Below are 18,459 nucleotides of genomic sequence, written 5' to 3'. Positions count from 1 at the left end.
TTATGAAAAAAGGACGTTTTATATCTTCATTTAATTATGCGGTGCAAGGAATCATTTCTGTATTAAAAACAGAAAGAAACATGAAGTTTCACTATCTTGCAGCACTTGGAATAATTATTTTATCTCTTTTTTTTGATATTTCATCTACAGAATTTTTATTAATGCTATTTGCCATTACTCTTGTAGTATTTGCAGAGATGATAAATACTGCTATTGAAAGGACAATTGATCTAGTTGTTCAAGAATATAATCCAATAGCAAAATATGTAAAGGATGTATCTGCTGGTGCAGTTTTAATAACAGCCATTAATGCAATTGTAGTAGCTTATTTAGTTTTTTACGACAAATTTGCATCCTTTGGAGATTTGCTTTTGTTTAAAATAAAAAACATGCCAAACCACTTGGCTTTTGTGTCCTTACTTATAATTATTATTGCAACAGTTGGTGCAAAACTTTTAATGGCTAAAAAGAGTGGAGGTACATACTTTCAAGGTGGAGGACTAAGTGGACATTCTGCAATTTCTTTTTGTGCCGCTACAATTATAACTATGATTGCAGAAAATTCCCTCGTAACCCTCTGTTCCTTTGGGCTTGCCTTTTTAGTTGCTGAAAGTCGTGTTGAAGGTAAAATCCATAAAGTTTCAGAAGTAGTTGTTGGTGCAATACTTGGAATATGTGTTGCGATATTTGTATTTAAGGTAGTTGGTTAAATGGAATATAATAAATTAATAGAGCTTGCTATAAAGGCAAGAGACAATATGACATATACGCCTTACTCACATTTTAATGTGGGATGTGCAGTTGAAATGGAAGATGGATCAGTTTATTCTGGAGGGAATATTGAAATTTCTTCCTATTCTCCAACAAATTGTGCAGAGAGAACGGCGATTTTTAAGGCGGTTTCTGATGGTAAAAGAGAAATAAAAAAAATTGCCGTAGTCGGAGATAGCGATTACACTTTTCCTTGTGGAGTATGTAGGCAAGTTATTCGTGAATTTTCAAAAAATCCTGAAATAATAATTGCAAATTCCACGGAAGATTACAAAGTTTATGGAATTGAGGAAATCCTACCTCATTCTTTTGGTCCAGAGGACCTTATGGGAGATGAAAATGACAGAAAATAATTTTAAATCAGGATATGTATCTGTAGTGGGCAGACCTAATGTTGGAAAATCGACTTTATTAAATGCGATAATTGGTGAAAAGATTTCAGCTATATCTTCAAAACCACAGACTACAAGACAAAACATTACTTTTATTCACACAGATTGCAATTCGCAAATAATATTTTTAGATACGCCGGGAATACAAAGACCAAAAAATAAACTTGGTGAATTTATGCTTACTGAATCAAAGGAAAGCATAGAAGATGCTGATGTAATAACTTATATTGTGGATACTTCAAAGAGAATTGGAAAAGCTGAAAGATCAATTATTGACATTTTGAAAGAGTATGAGGGTAAAATTCCAATAGTTTTATTAATAAACAAAGTTGACACAATAAAAAAGGATGAACTTTTAGAAATTATTTCAATGTATGCAAAGGAAGAAATTTTTAATGAAATTATTCCTATTTCTGCAATAAAAAATGACGGAATTGACATTTATTTAGAGGCTTTAAAGAAATATTTAAAGCCCGGACCAATGTACTATCCAGATGATATGATTACTGATAAAAACGAAAGGTTTATTGTATCAGAAATAATTAGAGAAAAGGGACTTAAATATTTAAATGAAGAAGTTCCTCATGGTCTTGCCATTTCAATTGAAAAATTAAAAAAAAGAGAAGGCAAAAATATTTATGACATCGAAGCAAATATTTTTGTGGAAAGAGATTCTCACAAGGGGATTTTAATTGGAAAAGGTGGTTCGATGTTGAAGACAATTGGAACTGAAGCAAGAGAAGATATTGAAAAACTTTTAGATGCGAAGGTTAATCTACAAATTTGGGTAAAAGTTGAAAAAAATTGGAGAGAAAGAGAAAATTTGGTAAAGAGATTTGGCTACGACAAATAATTACACCTTGGGAATTGTCTTAAATGAAATGGAATTTGGCGAGAGCTCAAAAATTATTAGAGTTTTTACTAGAAATTATGGGATAATTTCCATTATGGTAAAGGGAGCGATGACTCCAAAGTCAAAAAATTTAGGAGTTTCACAAGTTTTTGGTGTAAATGAATATCTTTTGAAAAAGGGACAAAGCTTTTTTTATATTGGCGATGCAAAAATTGTAGAGTCTAATTTTAAAATTAGAGATAATTATTATAATTTAATTTATGCATCAATTCTTCTTGAGATTTTAGAAAAATCCTCTATCCATGGGGAGGCTAACAAAAAGGTTTTTGACCTAATGAGAAAATCTCTATACTTTTTTAACTTTACAAGGGATCCGATTTCGCTTGCTATCGCCTTTGAATTAAAATATCTATCTTTTATAGGTTATAGACCTAAACTTGATATAAAAGAAAAATCCTATTTTTCTATAAGAGAGGGAATTATAGATTTTCAAGATCCCTATTCCTTTTCTTTATCAAGAAGGGATTTAGTTTACTTAAATAAATTACTTTATAAAAAATTTGAAGAGATAGAAAATGAAAAAGACATGGAAGAAATTGATGTAAATAGAAAAAAATATTTGCACAATATTATTATAAAATATATAAAATACAATTTAGATATAAGCAGTTTTAAGTCAGATAGGCTGTTTAATTAAGGAGGAAAAAATGTATTTCCAAGATTTAATTATGACATTGGAAAATTATTGGAAGGAAAAGGGAGCAATTATAATGCAACCTTACGATACTGAAAAAGGTGCGGGAACTATGAATCCTAACACTTTTTTGAGATCTCTTGGCCCTGAAGAATGGAAGGTAGTATATGTTGAGCCTTCGAGAAGACCTGCTGATGGTAGATATGGCGAAAACCCAAACAGATTATATCAACATCACCAATTGCAAGTTATTTTGAAACCATCACCAGAAGATGTTCAACAACTTTACCTTGAATCACTTTTCGCAATTGGAATTGATCCTAAAAAACACGACATAAGATTTGTTGAAGACAATTGGGAATCTCCTACACTTGGTGCTTGGGGTCTTGGTTGGGAAGTTTGGCTTGATGGTATGGAAGTTACACAATTTACTTATTTCCAACAAGTTGGAGGAGTTAATCTTGACCTTGAAAGTGCAGAGCTTACTTATGGACTTGAAAGAATTGCAATGTATCTTCAAAACGTTGAATCAGTTTACGATATTCAGTATAACGAAAATATAACTTATGGAGAAGTATTTAAAAATAATGAATATGAACATTCTAAATATGCCTTTGAACTTGCTGATGTAGATATGCTTAGGAAATTGTTTGATATGTATGAAACTGAAGCAAATAGAGTAATTGAAGAAGGAATAGTAATTGATGCTTATGACTACACTCTTAAATGTTCTCACGCCTTTAACTTATTAGATGCAAGAGGAGCCCTTTCTGTATCTGAAAGAACAAGTTATATTCAAAGAGTTAGAAATCTTGCAAGAGTTGTTGCAAAGACACATCTAAAACACAGAGAAGAAATGAACTATCCCCTTATCAATAGAGGTGAAATAAATGAATAATTATTTACTTGAAATCGGAGTGGAAGAGTTGCCTTCAAGATTTGTCAATATGGCAATTGAGCAATTAAAGGAAAAATCAGAAAAATTATTAGCTGAAAATGAAATTGGCTTTAAAGGTGTGAAAGTTTACGCAACGCCAAGAAGACTTAGTCTTGTTATTGAAGATTTAGATGAAAAGCAAAAAGATATACAAAAGGAAGTAAAAGGTCCTTCAGTTAAAATTGCCTACGATGATGATAAAAAACCTACAAAACCTCTTTTAGGTTTTATGAAGTCACAAAATATTAGTGAAAGTGATTTAGTAATCAAAGAATTTAAGGGAACAGATTATGTTTTTGCAAACATTTCTTCAATTGGAAGAAAAGCATCAGAAATTTTGGTTGAGATTATGCCATCATTAATCAGGGACATTAATTTTCCAAAAAATATGCGTTGGGGTGGCAAAAATATTAGATTTGCAAGGCCAATCAGATGGATTGTTTCACTTTTAGGGGAGAAGGTTGTTCCTTTTGATTTTGAAGGAATTTCCGTAGGGAATAAGACTAAGGGTCATAGATTTTTAGGTTCATCAGAAATAGTTATCGATAAAGTTGAAAATTATGAAAAATTACTTGAAGACAATTATGTAATTTTAGATCAAAACAAGAGGCGTGAAATAATAAAATATGAATCAATAAAAATTGCTAAATCCCTTGGTGGAGAAATTCATGAAAATGAAGATTTGTTAGAGGAGTTAACATATATTGTAGAGTATCCAACTCCAATAAAGGGAAGTATTAAGGAAAAATACTTAACTCTTCCAAAGGAAGTTGTAACAACTACAATGATTGATCACTTGAGATTTATTCCAATTTATTCACAAGATGACAAACTTTTACCGTATTTTATTACAGTTAGAAATGGTACTAAGGACTATGAAGAGATTGTAATTGCTGGGAACGAAAAAGTTCTTGGCGCAAGACTTGAAGATGCAAAATTCTTTTACGAAGATGACATTTCAAAACCTCTTGAAGACTACGTAGATAATCTTAAAGGAGTTTTATTTAACGACAAATTAGGTTCTATGTTTGAAAAAGAAAAAAGAGATGGTGTAGTTGCAAAGAAAATCGCAAAGTCTCTTTCCTTTGCTGATGAAGCTATTGAAGCACTTGATAGAGTTGCTCATCTTTCAAAAGCCGATTTAACTACAAAGATGGTAATTGAATTTACAGAACTTCAAGGAGTAATGGGAGAGATTTATGCGCTAAATTCTGGTGAAAAAGAAATTGTCGCAACAGCAATTAGGGAACAATATCTTCCTAAATTTGCAGGAGATAAACTTCCTGAATCAAGCGTAGGTTCAATTTTCTCACTTGCAGATAAAATCGATACAATAGTTGGACTTTTTGCAATTGGAGAAATCCCTACAGGTTCAACAGATCCTTTTGCATTGAGAAGATCAGCAATTGGAATTATAAACATAATTAGAAAGACTGGCTGGAAATTTAATTTAAATGAAGTAATAGAAACAAGTTTATATGAATATATTAATGATTTAGGACTTACATTTAATCATGAAGAAGTAATAACAAATGTAAGAGAGTTTTTCTTTGGAAGAATTAAGACAATGCTTCAAGAAGAAGGAATAAGATATGATATTATAGATGCAGTATTAATTCCTGAGAGTGAAATTTATAATATATTTGAAAAAGCTAAAGAATTAAATGAATGGTTTAATGAAGATAGGACAAATTTTGTCGATGCTTACAATAGAATTAATAATTTGACTAAAAATGTGGACTTTGTAGAAGTAAAGGAAGAACTTCTAAATGAAGAAGCAGAAAAAAAACTTTATAACAAATTTGTAGAAACTAATAGCAAATTTAAAGAGGCACTTTCTTCTGAAAATTATAAAGAAGCAATGGATGCACTAAATGACTTAGTCCCAGCAATTGATACTTTCTTTGAAAATGTAATGGTAATGTCTGAAGACGAAGAAATTAGACAGAATAGACTTGCGTTAATTAATAGTATTGAGGAAAACATTCAAAAAATATTGAAAATAGAAAATGTTGTAGAATAGGTCGGTGTATTAATGAAATTCAGCGATAGGCAGAGTGAGATTATTGAAATTGTAAGAAATAAAGGTCCTATTACAGGCGATGAAATTGCAGAAAAGCTAGGTTTGTCAAGAGCGACTATTAGATCAGATCTTTCAGTTCTAACTATGATAAATATATTGGGAGCTAGACCAAAATTTGGATATTTTTATACAGGTAAATCTATTCTTTCACAACTTTACGATGATTTAAAAAAATTAAAATTAAAGGATTATATGTCATTGCCCTTTTCTTGTGATCAAAAGACTTCAATTTACGATGTAGTAGTAGATCTTTTTATGGAAGATTTATCATCTATGTTTATCACTGAAGGAGGCTACCTTACCGGTATTGTTTCAAGAAAAGATTTAATTAGGTTTATGATAGGAGATGCCGACATAAAAAAGACTCCTATAAGTGTCATTATGACAAGAATGCCAAATGTTTTTTATGTAAATGAAAATGACAGTGTATATGAAGCAGCAAGTTTAATTGTGGAAAAGGGAATAGATTCTCTTCCCGTTGTTGAAGTTAAAAGTAATAATAATCTTGAAGTTGTCGGTAGATTTACAAAGACAAATGTAACTAGGCTTTTTGTAGATGTATGTGACGGCGAGATAATCTAGGAGGAAGTATGAACAAAGAAGACAATCAACTTACTATTTTTGTAATCTCCGATTCAATTGGAGAAACTGGTGAATTAATTGCTAAAAGTTCGGCAAGACAATTTGAGTCGGAAAATTACGAAATAATTAGATATCCATACCACAATAGTATTGATCAAATAAAGCCAGTTCTTGAAAAAGCTTCCAAAATTCGCAATAGTTTAATTGTTTATACAAATGTTGTAAAAGAAACTAGAGAATTTATAGAAAGGAAAACTCACGAATTAAATCTTCACACAGTTGATGTAATGGGTGAACCAATGAAACAAATTGAGGATATTTTGGGATATGAACCCCTTAGAGAACCTGGACTAATAAGGAGACTTGATGAAAATTATTTCAAGAAGGTAGAATGTGTTGAATTTGCAGTTAAATATGACGATGGAAAGGATCCTCGAGGTGCAAAAAAAGCTGATATATGTTTAGTTGGCATTTCAAGGACTTCAAAGACTCCACTTTCAATGTATCTAGCAAATAAATTGTATAAAGTTGCAAATATTCCATTAGTTCCTGAGGTGCCTGTGCCAAAGGAAGTTTATGAAAAAGATGTGGATAGAGTAATTGGACTTATTGCAAATCCTGAAAAAATAATTTCTGTTAGAGAACAAAGGCTTAAATCTCTTGGTCTTACTTCAGGTGCAAAGTACGCCAATTACGATAGAATTAAAGAAGAACTAAATTATTCTAAACAGGTTATGGAAGAACTTGGATGTTTTGTAATAGATGTTTCTGATAAAGCAATAGAAGAAACTGCTGAAATTATAATTAATCATATGAATTCTAGGATGTGAATTATGAATCTAAGAGTTGAGAGAGAAAAACTTGAACACATTATGCTTTTTGATTTTGCGACATTTGCAGATTCAACTTTAGGAAGAAATGAAAGAGAAGAAAAATGTAGTCTTAGGACTGAATTTCAAAGAGATAGAGATAGAATTATTCATTCAAAAAGTTTTAGGAGATTAAAACACAAGACTCAAGTATTTATTTCTCCAGAAGGCGACCATTTTAGAACAAGGCTCACTCACACTCTTGAGGTCAGTCAAATAGGAAGAACTATAGCTAGATCATTAAGGTTAAATGAGGATTTGGTTGAGGCAATCTCTCTAGGGCATGATTTGGGACACACTCCCTTTGGGCATTCTGGTGAAGCTGTTTTAAATGAATTAAAAAGCTCTGGATTTATCCATGGGGAGCAATCTTTAAAAGTTGTAGATTTTTTAGAGCGTTCTGACAAGAGAGTTGGACTAAATTTAACAGAAGAAGTGCGCGATGGAATTTTAAATCACTCGGGTAAGGGAATGGCGAAAACTCTTGAAGGTAAAATTATAAAATTTGCTGACAGAATTGCCTACATTAATCATGATATTGACGATGCCATTAGAGCGGGGATTATTTCATCAGATTCACTTCCAAAGGAACTTACAAAAGTTCTTGGAAATACTTCTTCAGAAAGAATAAATACAATGATAACTGGAATAGTAAATAAATCCTATGGTAAACCAATTGTAGAGATGGAAAAAGAAGTTTATGAAGCAACTATGGAGCTTAGACAGTATATGTTTAAGACGGTTTATATGGATTCTGTTGTAAAAAGTGAAGAAGTTAAGATTAAAAGACTTCTCACAGAACTTTATAATTATTACATGGAAGACTTGAGTAGAATTCCTAAAAACCATTTAAGTCTTTATAATGATAAAGTTCACAACAACGAAGATATTGTTTCTGATTATATTGCTGGGATGACAGATACCTATGCTATGAAACAGATAAAAAATATTTTTATACCGAAGGGATGGAGCATTTAATTGTATGTAATAAATGACGATGTTCTTAATGAGATACGGGATAGAGCAGATATAGTTGAATTAATTGGAGAATATGTTGATTTAAAAAGGTCAGGTTCAAACTATATGGGACTCTGTCCTTTTCACTCTGAGAAGACGCCCTCCTTTTCTGTTTCTCCTTCTAAATCTATTTTCAAATGTTTTGGTTGTGGCGTTGGGGGCGATGTAATTACCTTTATTATGAAAAAAGAAAATTTAAATTTTCCTGAAGCTGTAGAATTTTTAGCTGATAAATATAATATAAGACTTTCTGAATATAAAGATGAAAATAAAGAAGCTCTCGACAAGAAAAATAGGCTTTACGAAATAAATAGGGAAGCAGCTATGCACTTTTTAAATAATTTTAAAGCATCACAAAAGGCGCAACTTTATTTAAAAAATAGAATGTTAAGTGATAAAACTATTATTAGATATGGCATTGGCTATTCAAAAGACTCGTGGACGGATTTATACGATTACTTAACTAAATTAGGATACAAAGAAGAGGAACTTTTAGAATTGAACTTAATTACCAAAAGTAAAAGAGGTAATTATATCGATAGATTTCGCGATAGAGTTATGTTTCCAATTATAAATAAACACGACAAAGTCATTGGTTTTGGTGCTAGAGGTTTTGGAGATGCTAAACCAAAATATTTAAATTCAAGTGAAACGTCAATATTTCACAAGGGCAGAAATCTTTTTAATATGAATATTATTTCAAGAGAATCTACTCGAGAAAGAATAATACTAGTTGAAGGATATATGGATGTTATTTCTTTATACAATAGTGGTATAAATTATAGTGTAGCAAGCCTTGGTACTTCACTGACAGAAGATCAAGCGGGTATTATTAAAAACATGGCAAAAGATATATACATCTGTTATGATAGCGACAATGCAGGAATTAACGCAACTTCAAGGGCAATTGATATATTTTTATCTAAATCTGTAAAACCAAAAATCATTGAATTAGAGGGTGGACTAGATCCAGACGATTTTATTAAAAAATATGGAATGGAAGGCTTTGAAAATAAAATAAAGAGTGCAATTTCATATATAGAGTTCAAAATAAAAAAGCTAAAAGAAAATTTCAATTTAAATGAAAGCGAAGGACTTAGCAATTTTACTATTGAATCTGCAAAAATTCTATCTAGTATTAAAAATCCAATAGAGAGAGATATTTTTGTAAAAGATTTTTCAAAAAAATATAATATTTCTTATAATGCAATTGAAAATTATATAAATTTTCTAAATAGAAATAAAATAAAAAGTTCAAAAAAAGAAAAGTTCAAGGTAAAGAAAAATACAAATGTTGTGAAGAGTACAAAAACTAAGGCACAAGAGGAATTATTATCATATTCTTTACTTGACAAGGATATTTATACTTATATAAAAAATAAAATTGAGGTTTTTTATTTTAGCAATGCAATGACTAGGGCTGTTTTTGAAGAAATTCCTAGAATGTTTGAAAATGAAATGGAAGTTTCTGATTTTCTAAATTTATTGGAAAAGAATATGTTAATAGATTCTAATTTTAAAGAAAATATTTTAGAAATCATAAAAGAAATTCATGTAAACAACAGAATTGTAGATGATTTAATTAAAACTTTAGAGAGGAATTATCTAAAAAGGGAAAAAGATAAAATATTAGGAAACATTGAAAAATTTCAAGTGGAAGAAGACAAAAATCTCTTGCTCCAAGCTTTAAAAGATCTTAAAGATATTAACTTAAAGTTAAGCGAGTTGAAAGAGGAGGGCAATTATGAGTGAGAATTTAAAAAATAAAGATTCAATAGAATCGGTAACAGAACAGCTTTTAAAAGATGGTAAAAAAGATGGTAATTTAAGCTATGATAAAATAGGAGATGCCTTCGAAAAGTTTCAAATTGATTCTGACGACATAGATGAATTATATAAAACCTTTGAAAAAGAAGGTATTAACTTAGTTGATAAAAAAGATTTAAAAGAAGATGAAGACGACGTAGATGACGTAGATGTTACTAAAGAAGATCTATCAGTACCTAAAGGAGTAACTGTTGATGATCCTGTGAGGATGTATCTTAAAGAAATTGGGAAGATCTCTCTACTTACTGCAGATGAAGAAGTCGAAATAGCAAAGAGAATGGAAGCTGGAGATGAACTTGCTAAAAAGGAACTTGCAGAAGCAAATTTGAGGCTTGTTGTTTCAATTGCAAAGAGATATGTTGGAAGAGGTATGAGTTTTTTAGACTTAATTCAAGAGGGAAACCTTGGACTCATGAAAGCCGTTGATAAATTTGATTACACTAAGGGGTTTAAATTTTCAACTTATGCAACTTGGTGGATAAGACAAGCAATCACAAGGGCAATTGCAGATCAAGCTAGGACTATTAGAATTCCTGTACACATGGTTGAAACAATTAATAAACTTGTAAGAGTTCAAAGACAACTTGTACAAGATTTAGGACGTGATCCACTTCCAGAAGAAATTGCTGCAGAAATGAATTTAGATGTAGATAGAGTTCGTGAAATTCAAAAGATTGCGCAAGAGCCAGTTTCTCTTGAAACGCCAATTGGTGAGGAAGAAGATTCGCATCTTGGAGATTTTATACCAGATGATGAAATTTTATCTCCACAAGATGCTGCTACCTTTACATTGTTAAAGGAACAACTCAATACAGTTCTCGAGACTCTAACTGACAGAGAAAAGAAGGTCTTGACCCTTAGATTTGGACTCGACGATGGAAGAGCAAGAACTCTTGAAGAAGTTGGAAAAGAATTTGATGTAACACGTGAAAGAATTAGACAAATTGAAGCCAAGGCATTAAGGAAACTTCGCCACCCAAGTAGATCAAAGAAATTGAAGGATTATTTAGAATGATAAAATTGTCGAATAGGCTAAAAAAAATTGCAGAACTTGTAGATTTTGGAGCTTCGGTAATTGATGTGGGCACAGATCATGGATATGTGCCCAATTTTTTGTGTGAAAAAAATATATCGAGGGATATTATTGCTACAGATATTTCAGAAAATTCTTTGAAAAAATCAATTGATCTAACAAAAGAACTAGGCAATGAAAAATATATTAGAAATATACTTGCAAATGGAATTGTAAATGAAAAAAGAGATGACATAATTATTGCTGGTCTTGGCGGAATCCAAATTGCAGAAATTATTTTAAATTCACTAGATATTTCTAAAGATGCAAAAAAATTAATTTTACAACCGATGCAAAAAACAAATATATTGCGTAGAGAATTAAATAATATGGGATTTTTAATAATTGAGGAAGAAATAATTTATGAATATGAAAGGTACTTTGAAATTATTGTTGCAAAATTTACTGGTGAAAAAATAAACTTTAATGAAATGGATTATTGTTTTTCAAGGATTTTAATAGAAAGAAAAGAAAAAGTATATTTAGAATTTTTAAAAGAAAGAAAAAAAGAACTTCAAAATATAATAAATAGCATTAAAAATGAAAAGGATAGGTCAACAAAGAGAAGTGCTGAACTTAAAGAGTTATTAAAAATGACAGAGGAGGCAATAGATGAAATATCAAGTTAGTGAAATTAAAAATTATATGGAAAACTGGGCAAAAGATAAAGATCAACTTAGCTGGGATAATTCTGGAAGTCAAATTGAATTTAAAGAGTTCACAGATTCTGTCATTCTAGGATTAGATCTTACTGATAAATTAATTAAGAAAGCAATTGAATTGGAGTCGAAGTTAATTATCACACATCACCCAATGTTTTTTTCAGGAGAAAAAAATATAATTCAGGGAACTTACATGGGTAATAATATAATTTCTCTAATAAAGAATAATATTTCAGTGCTTTCTTATCACACTTCTATGGATATTGCAAAGGATGGGGTTAATGATACTCTATTTGAAAAATTAAATTTAAAAAATAAAAATATCCTTGCTTATGAAGAAGAAAAAGCCATGGGATTAGTTGGAGAATTTGAAAAGACATATTCTTTGTTAGAATTAAATAAATTTTTAATTGAAAAACTCCAAGTTAAAAAAATCAAATTTTATGGAAGAGAAGATAAATTAATAAAAAAAGTTGCAATTTTAGGAGGAAGCGGTGCGGATTTTATTTGTGATGCAAAAAAATCTGGTGCAGATGCCTTTATAACTGGAGATGTAAAACATCATGACGGACAAAAAGCTTACGAAAACGACATTATCTTAATCGATGTGGGACATTTTTATTCAGAAAATATAGTTCTCGAAAAAATAAAAAGTAGACTCATGGAAAATTTTAAAGGTTTAAACTTTTATATTGAGGAGAAAAGTAGCTTCGAGCTTGATATTTGACCTTTTTAATGTTAAGATATTTGAGTAAGTAAATTGGTCAACTGCACATATGTGAGGAAAGTCCGCGCTCCACAGAGCAAGGATGCTGGCTAACGGCCAGTGGGGGCGACCCTAAGGCTAGTGCAACAGAAATATACCGCCCTTTGGGTAAGGTTGGAAAGGCGAGGTAAGAGCTCACCAGATCATTAGTGATAATGATGCTATGTAAACCCCATTCGGAGCAAAACCAAATAGGAATAACAGATGTTGCTCGCATCTGCCGGTAGGTAGGTTGCTAGAGATTATAGGCAACTATAATTCAAGATAGATAGTTGACAAAACAGAACGCGGCTTATAGATTTGCTTATTATATATCTTATGTAAAAAAACACTGGAAATGGCAAAAGTTACAAAATAGTTAAATTAATTTTAACTTTTTTGTAACTTTTTGTTGTTTTTTTGTAACAACTTTGCTATACTTAATGAGTAATAAAAAATAGTACGCAATAAATATTTTTAGAAAATATAAAATAAAGAGTATAGGAGTTGTTAGTATTGGTTTCCTTAAAGAATAAATTGCCACTTGGTCTATTTGCACTATGCGCAGTTTCAGTAGTTGGCATGAAAGATACAGGAGTATTTATTAACGAACATGTACAAAAAACGTATAGTGGAAGTGAAATTGAATTTTCTATTGGAGAAAAAGTAGAAATACTTGAAAACAAGGGAAATGAATATTATATTCAAAAGGGTAAGGCAAAAGTTACTATTCCTCAAGAAAAAATTTTACTTACAGAAGTTAATGTTCCTACATACAAAGTCGTTAAAGCAAGTCCGATTTTAGATGATAATGGTAAAATCATTAGGAACTTATTTATAGATGAATATGCAATTGGAATTTCAATAGACGACAATAAAGCAAAGATTAAATGTAATGACGGAACTGTAGGAAATGTTGATAGATCGGCACTTAAAAAGATTTCCGACAAGAGAAACAATGTTACTGAAGTTCAAGTGAAAAACAACTCAGTTGCAAGAAGTGACAATGGTAAAAAAATAAACTTAAATAAGAATCAAGTTGTAAATGTAGTTGATTATAATAATGGATTTTTTGTAATTCAAGAAAATGGAAATTATTACAATGTTGAAGCAAAAAATTTAAATATTGTATCAGGATTAAAACAAGAAAAGACTGAAGAGGCTAAGGTAGATGAAAATTCACTTTTATCTGCTGATGAAAAGGAAATTCAAGAAGTTATAAAGAATAAAGATTTAAAAGAAAATAAAGAAATTAAGGAATTCAAAAAATCTTCTGCACCTAATGCTTCAATTGCAGGAAAAGTGATTTTATCTGCAGAAAATAAACTTGGTTCAACATATGTATATGGAGATACTGGAAAAGAAGGATATGATTGTTCAGGTTTAGTTTATTCTATTTATAATGATGAATTAGGAATATCAATTCCAAGATCTTCAGTTTCACAATCAACTTTTGGGAAACAAGTTTCAAAAGATGATTTGCAAGAGGGAGATTTAGTATTCTTCAATACTACAGGTAGTGGAGTTAGCCATGTTGGGATTTATGTTGGTGATGGAAAATTTATCCACGCTTCATCAGGACAAGGCAAAGTTATGACTTCTTCATTAACTGAAGAATATTATCAAGAAAGATATGTAAACGCAACACGTGTGCTATAAATAATTTTATTGGATTTATGTTAAATTTTTGAAGAGGCTCGATATATCGAGCCTCTTTTAGATCCCTCATTTTGACTGTGATTTATATTATCAAGTTGACATCTTGAAGTTTTACTTATCTTTGTTTCTTATTTTTTAACAAATATTTATCGTATAAGTTTTGAAGAGATAATTTATTTTGAATTAATTTTATTTTATTTTCACGAGTAAGAGTTTTTATGAAATATTCTTTTTTTAAAGCATCGGATTTATCGATGCATTCTTCGCTAAAAACCATTTTAACTGGAAGATGTGATGCGGTGTATTTTGACGCAATTCCATCATTATGTGCTTTTAATCTTTTTTTTAAGTCGGTAGTGTAGCCAGTATATAGACTTCCGTCGCCACACTTTAAAATGTACACGTAATTAGACATAGGATTCTCCATTGAGATATTCATCTACTGTAAAATTTACAATTTCAAATTCAAATCCACGACTTTGCAAATATTTTTTTGCAGAATTTATTTTTTTTAAATCTTTTTCATTAACATCTAATTTTTTGCTTATGAGTTTTTCTGCATTTAAGTATTCCAATTCATAATCATAGTCTTTCATAATTTTTTCGATAATTCTATTGTCAATTCCCTTGGATCTTAGCATGTAAATAGTTTTTATTCTGCCATATTTTTTTATATTCATGGCATCGTATAAGTATCTCTTTGCATAATCTTCGTCATTTAGATATTTTTTCTCGTTTAAAATTGGAATAATTATATCGATTATATTTTTATTTACTTTGTTTTTATATAAATGGTCTATTAGTTGTTTTTCAGTTTTATTTCTTTGTAAAAATTTATAGGATATAAGAAGTGCCTTTGATTTTTCATCTTCAAATTTTAATTTTTCTATAAATTCATCTTCTACTTCTTGACCTTTGTAGAGACCAAATTCAATGAGAGTTTCTTCTGAAATTTCTATTTCTTCGCCATTATCAAAAAGAATATGAAATTTTTTCTTTTCAAAACTTATATTTGATATAATCATTTTATCACCAAGTTAATTTTAACATAAAAAAAGAAAATTCAAAATTCATCTAATTTAACAAACTGTGGAAAAATAAAAGTAAAGAGTATATAATTATAGAGAGTTTAAGACAAAGAGGTGTAATATGTTTGAATTAATCTCACAAGTGCTGAGATATGTTTTTATAATCTTAATATATCTTTTTATTTTTAGTATTTTAAGACTTATGTATCTTGATGTAAAAAGCATGACAAGTGGAGGAGAGTCTCTTGATGACGCTTATCTGAAAGTGGTAAATAGACTAGATTCACTAAACTTTAAAATGCAGGAGTATTATGTAATAGATGGTGATATAACTCTTGGCAGAAGTTCAAGGAACGATGTGGTTATAAAAGATAAATTTGTAAGCAAAAATCATTTAAAAATTCTTGATAAAAATCAGGTATATTATATTGAGGACCTTGGCTCTGCAAATGGAACTTTTTTAAATGGTGTGAAAATTGAACCTAATGAGCTAATTGAACTTCAAAATAATGACAAAATTGGTGTTGGTTTTATTCAATTTATTTTTGTAGATAAAAGGTGAAATTGTGTTAGATAATATTTTAAAACAGCGAAAGCCTAGAAATCTCCTTTTGATTTTTGAAATTCTAAGTATTTTATTGTTGTTTTCTTTTAACAATAACAATGTTGATAAATACATAGTTATTTTATTTTTGGGCTTGATTTTAATTGTATACATTTCAAATTTAGTTTTAGGAAAAGTATCTTCAGGCGATAATTATATTTTTTTAATAGTTTCAATGCTTTTGAGTCTAGGGATTATAACCATATATAGATTATCTCCAAAACTTGGATTACGACAACTTATTTGGGTATTAGCAGGTATATTAGTTTTTTATTTAACTTATTTTATAATTAGGGCTATGAGAAGACTTGAGTACATGACAGGTCTTTACTTAGGGCTTTCAATTTTATTTTTTCTTCTTACGATTATTCTTGCTCCAGATAAATATGGTGCAAAAAACTGGATAGAAATTTCAGAGGGAATAACGATTCAGCTTTCAGAATTTACTAAAATTCTAGTAATATTTTTAATAGCTTCTTTTTATACAACTTTCCAAACTAGGCTTAAAAAATTAAATTACAAATATACTTCATATTACTTAATGGCGGTAATATATATTTTTGTTGGGTTTTTATTTATTCAAAGAGACCTTGGAACAGCGGCCATATTTATTATCATATATACTCTTCTTCAATACATTTATGATGAAGACAGAAAAGCTATTGTAGTAAATATTGGGCTAATGTTATTTGGTTCTGTGGCTGGATATTTTTTATTTTCACATGTTAGAAATAGAGTTGATATTTGGCTAAATCCATGGACAGCTGATAAAGTGGTAAATAGTGCTAGACAAATTGTGCAATCACTTTTTGGAATAAGTGAAGGTGGATTTTTTGGCCAAGGAATTGGGCTTGGTTATCCAAAGCAAATTACTCTTTCTTACTCCGATGTAATATTTTCATCAATTTGCGAAGAGATGGGTATACTTGTAGGCATTGGAATTATTATGCTCTATATGCTTTTAGTTTATCGAGCTATTAAAATTGCACTAAATCAAGAATATTTATTTTACAGGATTCTTGCTCTTGCTGTTGCAATTTTATTTACAGTACAAGCTTTTCTTAATATTGGTGGCGTTATAAAATTAATACCAATGACGGGACTTACACTTCCCTTCATTTCTTATGGAGGAAGTTCTATGATTTCAAGTTTTGTTGCACTGGGAATACTTCAAGTTACTAGCGAAGATTTATCTTATAAATATGATAGGGGAATTGACAATGAATAGTAAAGATAATAAGAGAATTTTAGTTTTACTTGTTTTTTTAATGATGCTATTAGTTGCTCCAATAATTTATCTTACTTATTTCACACTTTTTAAAGCAGAAGATATCATTAATCATCCAGCAAATAGAAGAAGTGAGCTGAGAGAAAATTCTGTTAAGAGGGGAACTTTTTACGACAGAAATCACGAAGTTCTTGCTTATTCAAATGGAGAAAAACATAATTATCATAGAATTTACAACCAACCAGTTATTTATTCTCATATAATTGGCTATTCTGACAAAATAGTAGACAAATATGGACTTGAAAAAGAATTAAACAATTATCTTGTTGGCAAAGAAGGTTCAAAGATTTTAAAAACCTTTAAATCAATAATAAATAAAGATTATGATCTTTATAGTGGAGATGATGTGACCTTAACAACTGATACTGCTCTCCAAGAAAAAACTAGATCAGTTTTATCGGGAAAAACTGAAAAGGGTTCGGTAGTTATGATGAATCCCAAAACTGGCGAAATTCTTTCCATGGTTTCACTTCCAGACTTTAATTCACAAAATATAGCGAAGGATATGCAAAAAATTAATGAGGAAAATAATGGAGCACTTTTTAATAGCTCAACAAAGGGAAAATTTGCGCCTGGTTCTATTTATAAAATAATTACAACTACTGCCATACTAGAATCTGGAATTTCACAGAAATACACAGATGAAGGGGTGGAAAAAATTGATAACGGCCGTGAATTTAAAAATGCAGGCAATAAAACTTATGGAAGAGTTGACCTAAAAAAAGCATTTACTAATTCATTAAATACTTATTTTGTAAGAAAATCTGTGGATATGGGAATAGATGAAATGGCACAAGTTTCTGAGAAATACATGATAAATAAAAAAGTTGATTTTGAACTACCACTAGAAACTTCAACATGGGATTACAAGAGGAGTGGATTTGATAGAACTGCACTTGGAGCTGCAGGCATTGGACACGATACAGTTTTAGTTACACCGCTTGAAATGTGTATGGTAGCATCAACAATTGCTAATGATGGTGTGATGATGCAACCTCATATTGTAAAAAGAATTGATTCGTCAGATGGCAAGAATGTAGTAAGAAATTCTCCAACTATTTTAAGCGAGGTAACTTCTAAAGAAAATGCAAATCAAATTACTAAATACATGGTCAATGTTGTCAACAATGGTACTGGGACAGAAGCTTATGTTCATGGTTTAAAAGTTGCTGGGAAGACTGGTACTGCTCAACTTGATTTAAGGGAAGGCACTAATAATGCTTGGTTTGTTGGATTTGCCCCTGCAGATGATCCAAAGGTTGCAATTGCAGTTGTAATTCCAAATGTAAAGGATTATGGGTCAGAGGCAGCTGCTCCTATTGCAGGTGAACTTTTAAAATACGCTGTAAATAATTTACAACTTGAAGAAGAGTGAT

19 protein-coding genes and 1 other RNA gene are annotated in these 18,459 nt (G+C 30.2%); 18 read left to right on the top strand and 2 right to left on the bottom strand.

Annotated features, from left to right (window positions below):
• Window positions 1-2 precede the first annotated feature (2 nt).
• The 15 genes from HKO22_RS00425 to HKO22_RS00355 all read left to right on the top strand — a co-directional run bounded on the left by HKO22_RS00425 (window position 3) and on the right by HKO22_RS00355 (window position 14,163).
• Window positions 3-710 carry a diacylglycerol kinase gene (locus HKO22_RS00425; protein WP_169967696.1) on the top strand — a complete coding sequence of 236 codons (708 nt, stop codon included), beginning with the start codon at window positions 3-5 and terminating at the stop codon, window positions 708-710.
• Entirely contained in the window at window positions 711-1,124 is a 414-nt protein-coding gene (gene cdd / locus HKO22_RS00420; protein ID WP_075658934.1) for a cytidine deaminase, read from the top strand. It abuts the gene before it with no gap.
• Complete coding sequence (gene era / locus HKO22_RS00415) at window positions 1,111-2,016, top strand: GTPase Era (RefSeq protein WP_169967694.1); 906 nt, start codon at window positions 1,111-1,113, stop codon at window positions 2,014-2,016. The genes cdd and era overlap by 14 nt, the downstream gene beginning before the upstream one ends.
• Complete coding sequence (recO, locus tag HKO22_RS00410) at window positions 2,000-2,713, top strand: DNA repair protein RecO (protein ID WP_075658932.1); 714 nt, start codon at window positions 2,000-2,002, stop codon at window positions 2,711-2,713. The genes era and recO overlap by 17 nt, the downstream gene beginning before the upstream one ends.
• A 10-nt stretch (window positions 2,714-2,723) precedes the next feature.
• Window positions 2,724-3,608 carry a glycine--tRNA ligase subunit alpha gene (locus HKO22_RS00405; protein WP_075658931.1) on the top strand — a complete coding sequence of 295 codons (885 nt, stop codon included), beginning with the start codon at window positions 2,724-2,726 and terminating at the stop codon, window positions 3,606-3,608.
• Window positions 3,601-5,670 (top strand): glycine--tRNA ligase subunit beta, encoded by a 2,070-nt coding sequence (glyS, locus tag HKO22_RS00400; RefSeq protein WP_169967692.1) that lies wholly within the window; start codon window positions 3,601-3,603, stop codon window positions 5,668-5,670. Before HKO22_RS00405 ends, glyS begins: the two co-directional genes overlap by 8 nt.
• A 12-nt stretch (window positions 5,671-5,682) precedes the next feature.
• On the top strand, window positions 5,683-6,312 hold the full coding sequence (locus HKO22_RS00395; RefSeq protein WP_075658929.1) for a helix-turn-helix transcriptional regulator: 630 nt from the start codon (window positions 5,683-5,685) through the stop codon (window positions 6,310-6,312).
• 8 nt (window positions 6,313-6,320) lie between these two features.
• Window positions 6,321-7,142 carry a pyruvate, water dikinase regulatory protein gene (locus HKO22_RS00390; RefSeq protein WP_075658928.1) on the top strand — a complete coding sequence of 274 codons (822 nt, stop codon included), beginning with the start codon at window positions 6,321-6,323 and terminating at the stop codon, window positions 7,140-7,142.
• 3 nt (window positions 7,143-7,145) lie between these two features.
• Window positions 7,146-8,159 (top strand): deoxyguanosinetriphosphate triphosphohydrolase, encoded by a 1,014-nt coding sequence (locus HKO22_RS00385; RefSeq protein ID WP_169967690.1) that lies wholly within the window; start codon window positions 7,146-7,148, stop codon window positions 8,157-8,159.
• Window positions 8,160-9,950: a DNA primase gene (gene dnaG, locus HKO22_RS00380; RefSeq protein WP_169967688.1), complete on the top strand. Its 1,791-nt coding sequence runs from the start codon at window positions 8,160-8,162 to the stop codon at window positions 9,948-9,950.
• Window positions 9,943-11,040: an RNA polymerase sigma factor RpoD gene (gene rpoD / locus HKO22_RS00375; RefSeq protein ID WP_169967686.1), complete on the top strand. Its 1,098-nt coding sequence runs from the start codon at window positions 9,943-9,945 to the stop codon at window positions 11,038-11,040. The genes dnaG and rpoD overlap by 8 nt, the downstream gene beginning before the upstream one ends.
• On the top strand, window positions 11,037-11,726 hold the full coding sequence (locus tag HKO22_RS00370) for a tRNA (adenine(22)-N(1))-methyltransferase (protein WP_169967684.1): 690 nt from the start codon (window positions 11,037-11,039) through the stop codon (window positions 11,724-11,726). Before rpoD ends, HKO22_RS00370 begins: the two co-directional genes overlap by 4 nt.
• Window positions 11,710-12,486, top strand: a complete 777-nt coding sequence (locus HKO22_RS00365) for a Nif3-like dinuclear metal center hexameric protein (RefSeq protein WP_169967683.1) — start codon at window positions 11,710-11,712, stop codon at window positions 12,484-12,486. The genes HKO22_RS00370 and HKO22_RS00365 overlap by 17 nt, the downstream gene beginning before the upstream one ends.
• Window positions 12,487-12,511: 25 nt before the next feature.
• An RNA gene (gene rnpB / locus HKO22_RS00360) (RNase P RNA component class A) lies at window positions 12,512-12,836 on the top strand.
• A gap of 184 nt (window positions 12,837-13,020) precedes the next feature.
• On the top strand, window positions 13,021-14,163 hold the full coding sequence (locus HKO22_RS00355) for a C40 family peptidase (protein ID WP_169967675.1): 1,143 nt from the start codon (window positions 13,021-13,023) through the stop codon (window positions 14,161-14,163).
• 115 nt (window positions 14,164-14,278) lie between these two features.
• Here the strand turns inward: HKO22_RS00355 and HKO22_RS00350 are convergent, their stop codons facing one another.
• Both HKO22_RS00350 and HKO22_RS00345 read right to left on the bottom strand, forming a co-directional pair.
• Complete coding sequence (locus HKO22_RS00350; RefSeq protein ID WP_169967673.1) at window positions 14,279-14,578, bottom strand: GIY-YIG nuclease family protein; 300 nt, start codon at window positions 14,576-14,578, stop codon at window positions 14,279-14,281.
• Window positions 14,571-15,188 carry a regulatory protein RecX gene (locus HKO22_RS00345; RefSeq protein ID WP_075658920.1) on the bottom strand — a complete coding sequence of 206 codons (618 nt, stop codon included), beginning with the start codon at window positions 15,186-15,188 and terminating at the stop codon, window positions 14,571-14,573. The genes HKO22_RS00350 and HKO22_RS00345 overlap by 8 nt, the downstream gene beginning before the upstream one ends.
• Window positions 15,189-15,312: 124 nt before the next feature.
• On the opposite strand from HKO22_RS00345, the gene HKO22_RS00340 reads away from it, so the two are divergent.
• From HKO22_RS00340 to HKO22_RS00330, 3 genes are read left to right on the top strand one after another with little or no spacing between them, the layout of a single operon-like run.
• Window positions 15,313-15,753, top strand: a complete 441-nt coding sequence (locus HKO22_RS00340; RefSeq protein WP_075658919.1) for an FHA domain-containing protein — start codon at window positions 15,313-15,315, stop codon at window positions 15,751-15,753.
• A 4-nt stretch (window positions 15,754-15,757) separates the two neighbouring features.
• Complete coding sequence (locus HKO22_RS00335) at window positions 15,758-17,023, top strand: FtsW/RodA/SpoVE family cell cycle protein (RefSeq protein WP_075658918.1); 1,266 nt, start codon at window positions 15,758-15,760, stop codon at window positions 17,021-17,023.
• Complete coding sequence (locus tag HKO22_RS00330; RefSeq protein ID WP_075658917.1) at window positions 17,016-18,458, top strand: peptidoglycan D,D-transpeptidase FtsI family protein; 1,443 nt, start codon at window positions 17,016-17,018, stop codon at window positions 18,456-18,458. The genes HKO22_RS00335 and HKO22_RS00330 overlap by 8 nt, the downstream gene beginning before the upstream one ends.
• The last annotated feature ends 1 nt before the right edge of the window (window position 18,459 follow it).

Origin of the sequence: Peptoniphilus faecalis (genome assembly GCF_012976305.1) — a bacterium.
Taxonomy (GTDB): domain Bacteria; phylum Bacillota; class Clostridia; order Tissierellales; family Peptoniphilaceae; genus Peptoniphilus_A; species Peptoniphilus_A faecalis.
The sequence above is the reverse complement of the archived record's forward strand: the minus strand, read 5'-3'. Positions and strand labels throughout refer to the sequence as shown.

Coding starts and splice junctions, on each gene's coding strand:
- HKO22_RS00370 (WP_169967684.1), top strand. CDS start 11,037: ATGATAAAATTGTCGAATAGGCTAAAAAAAATTGCAGAACTTGTAGAT.
- HKO22_RS00345 (WP_075658920.1), bottom strand. CDS start 15,188: ATGATTATATCAAATATAAGTTTTGAAAAGAAAAAATTTCATATTCTT.
- HKO22_RS00390 (WP_075658928.1), top strand. CDS start 6,321: ATGAACAAAGAAGACAATCAACTTACTATTTTTGTAATCTCCGATTCA.
- HKO22_RS00385 (WP_169967690.1), top strand. CDS start 7,146: ATGAATCTAAGAGTTGAGAGAGAAAAACTTGAACACATTATGCTTTTT.
- HKO22_RS00365 (WP_169967683.1), top strand. CDS start 11,710: ATGAAATATCAAGTTAGTGAAATTAAAAATTATATGGAAAACTGGGCA.
- rpoD (WP_169967686.1), top strand. CDS start 9,943: ATGAGTGAGAATTTAAAAAATAAAGATTCAATAGAATCGGTAACAGAA.
- cdd (WP_075658934.1), top strand. CDS start 711: ATGGAATATAATAAATTAATAGAGCTTGCTATAAAGGCAAGAGACAAT.
- HKO22_RS00425 (WP_169967696.1), top strand. CDS start 3: ATGAAAAAAGGACGTTTTATATCTTCATTTAATTATGCGGTGCAAGGA.
- HKO22_RS00330 (WP_075658917.1), top strand. CDS start 17,016: ATGAATAGTAAAGATAATAAGAGAATTTTAGTTTTACTTGTTTTTTTA.
- HKO22_RS00405 (WP_075658931.1), top strand. CDS start 2,724: ATGTATTTCCAAGATTTAATTATGACATTGGAAAATTATTGGAAGGAA.
- HKO22_RS00395 (WP_075658929.1), top strand. CDS start 5,683: ATGAAATTCAGCGATAGGCAGAGTGAGATTATTGAAATTGTAAGAAAT.
- era (WP_169967694.1), top strand. CDS start 1,111: ATGACAGAAAATAATTTTAAATCAGGATATGTATCTGTAGTGGGCAGA.
- HKO22_RS00340 (WP_075658919.1), top strand. CDS start 15,313: ATGTTTGAATTAATCTCACAAGTGCTGAGATATGTTTTTATAATCTTA.
- HKO22_RS00350 (WP_169967673.1), bottom strand. CDS start 14,578: ATGTCTAATTACGTGTACATTTTAAAGTGTGGCGACGGAAGTCTATAT.
- glyS (WP_169967692.1), top strand. CDS start 3,601: ATGAATAATTATTTACTTGAAATCGGAGTGGAAGAGTTGCCTTCAAGA.